Annotated in this window: 2 protein-coding genes; both read left to right on the top strand. The window is 61.7% G+C overall.

Annotation, left to right across the window (positions count from 1 at the left end; genetic code table 11):
• Positions 1-81 precede the first annotated feature (81 nt).
• A complete protein-coding gene (locus NZN28_RS14360; RefSeq protein WP_295399312.1) occupies positions 82-972 on the top strand; it encodes a hemin ABC transporter substrate-binding protein in 891 nt (296 codons plus the stop codon).
• 86 nt (positions 973-1,058) lie between these two features.
• A complete protein-coding gene (locus NZN28_RS14355; protein WP_295399310.1) occupies positions 1,059-1,805 on the top strand; it encodes a glyoxalase/bleomycin resistance/dioxygenase family protein in 747 nt (248 codons plus the stop codon).
• Positions 1,806-1,952: the final 147 nt, after the last annotated feature.

Below are 1,952 nucleotides of genomic sequence, written 5' to 3'. Positions count from 1 at the left end.
CCAAGCGGGCCCTGGCCCCGCGCAAATACCCCAGCCTGGAGAGCCTGGTGCGCTGGGAAGAGGATTGAGGAGGACGTTTGTATGCGACATCTAGTGGCTTTGCTGTGGACAGCCCTGCTCTTGGCGCAGGCCCAGACCTTGCGGCTGATGGACGCAACCGGTCAGGAGGTGGCGGTTGCCTCTACCGAGCGCATTGTGAGCCTGGATGTGACCAGCACAGAGATTCTCTTTGCTTTAGGGGGAGGCCCCAAGCTGGTCGCCCGCGATGGCAGCTCGGTGTACCCCTCTGAGGCCCAGAAGTTGCCGGTGGTGGGCCTGATGGCCTTCCCCTACGTTGTGGATAACATCCTGGCCCAAAATCCCACTGTGGTGGTGGGCAAGGTAGGGCTCAAGCCCGATGATCTGGCGGCCCAACTGAAGGCTCGAGGGGTTCCATACGTGCAGATTCCCGCCGAACCAGGGATAGAACCGACCAAGGCCCGGATTCGTTTGTTGGCAAAACTGGTAGGGCAGGTAGAGCGGGGTGAGGCCTTGGTGGCAGCCCTCGAGCGTGATCTGGCCCAGCTTAAACCCTCGAGCACTGTGCTGAGGGCTGTTTTTATGTATATGCGTGGCCCAAGTATGGTCTTTATCTGTGGGCGCTCGTCCAACACTGCCGGGCTGATAGAGCTTGTGGGGGCGAGAAACGCCGCTACCTGGGATGAGTGTCGCCCCAGCAGCCCAGAGCTGTTAGGGCAGATTAACCCCGACGTTGTGGTCGTGCTGCAAAGCGGTCTGGCCTCTGTTGGTGGACTGGAGGGGTTTTTGCAACTACCTGGGGTAGGACAGACTCGAGCGGGCCAAGCCCGTAGGGTTGTTGCTGTGGCCGATGGTCTGAGCGCCGTGGGAGGGCCTCGGCTGGGCCGGGCGGCACAGGCTTTGTATCGGGCTATTTTCGAGCAGGCGGGGTTTGTTGAGGTGAATGAACCCTAGCCCCAGATTTATTTTGGGCAAATCTCAAGTAAATCGGTCGGATAAGTTAACTCTGATGCGGGGACAGAAAGGAAACATGCCTAACTATGGTATCGAGGGTATGGCTGGGCTTTCCCGACATCGAGCGGGCAGCTGAGGCCTACGCCCACCTGGGCTTCTGGGTAGTTCGGCGCAGGCAGGACCGGGCCCAGATTTTCCTGGCCGATGGCGTGGTGCTGGAACTATTTTCCCTGGCTCATCTTCCGCTGAACCAGGCTTGCGGTCTTGGCGAAGGGGGCGAGCTACTAAAGCGGCGTCGGCGCTTCTATGAGGGAAGGACAGGTCTTCTGGACTATGTCCTGAGCCCTACTGCCTCCCCTATGCAGTTCCTGGCGCAGCTCGAGCAACGGGACATTCCCTACAAGGTGGTAGGGACGAGGCTCTTACCTCAAATGGTCTTGTGCCCGCCACCACTGCCGCTGTGGCTCGAGCCTCCCACTCCCCTGCCTGCACCCGAGCAAACCCAGCATCCCAACGGAGTGACCGGCCTGCACGCCCTGGTCGTGGGTAGCCCGGCCTATCCCGCGGCGCTGGCCCAGCACCGCCGCCTGCTGGGGCCGCCCCTTGCCTTCGAGGCATACGAAGGGCGCCGCCGGGCGGTCTTTGCCATTGGCAAGCACTTTCTCTATCTGCAAGGGGCAGAGCAGGAAGGGTTGCAGGGCCTCATCCTGCGCAGCCGCTACGCCCTCTGGGGGGCGCTCGAGCCCACCCAGACGCAGGGGGTTGCCCTCAGTTTGGTGGGCGATCCCGTCTTTGAACTCACCGGCGACTCGGCGCCTGAAACCGAGGGTTAGAGAGGAAGCGTATGAAACGAGTTTTCGGATTGGTTTGGATGGTTTTGGCCTCGCTGGCTCTGGCTCAGGCCCAGCCCTGCGCAGGGCGATTGGTTCAGCATGCCCTAGGCACCACCTGTGTGGTGGGCACCCCCAAGCGGGTGGTGG

Origin of the sequence: Meiothermus sp., from assembly GCF_025056915.1 — a bacterium.
Taxonomy (GTDB): domain Bacteria; phylum Deinococcota; class Deinococci; order Deinococcales; family Thermaceae; genus Meiothermus.
This window is presented reverse-complemented; position numbering and strand designations above follow the sequence as displayed.

Coding starts and splice junctions, on each gene's coding strand:
- NZN28_RS14360 (WP_295399312.1), top strand. CDS start 82: ATGCGACATCTAGTGGCTTTGCTGTGGACAGCCCTGCTCTTGGCGCAG.
- NZN28_RS14355 (WP_295399310.1), top strand. CDS start 1,059: ATGGTATCGAGGGTATGGCTGGGCTTTCCCGACATCGAGCGGGCAGCT.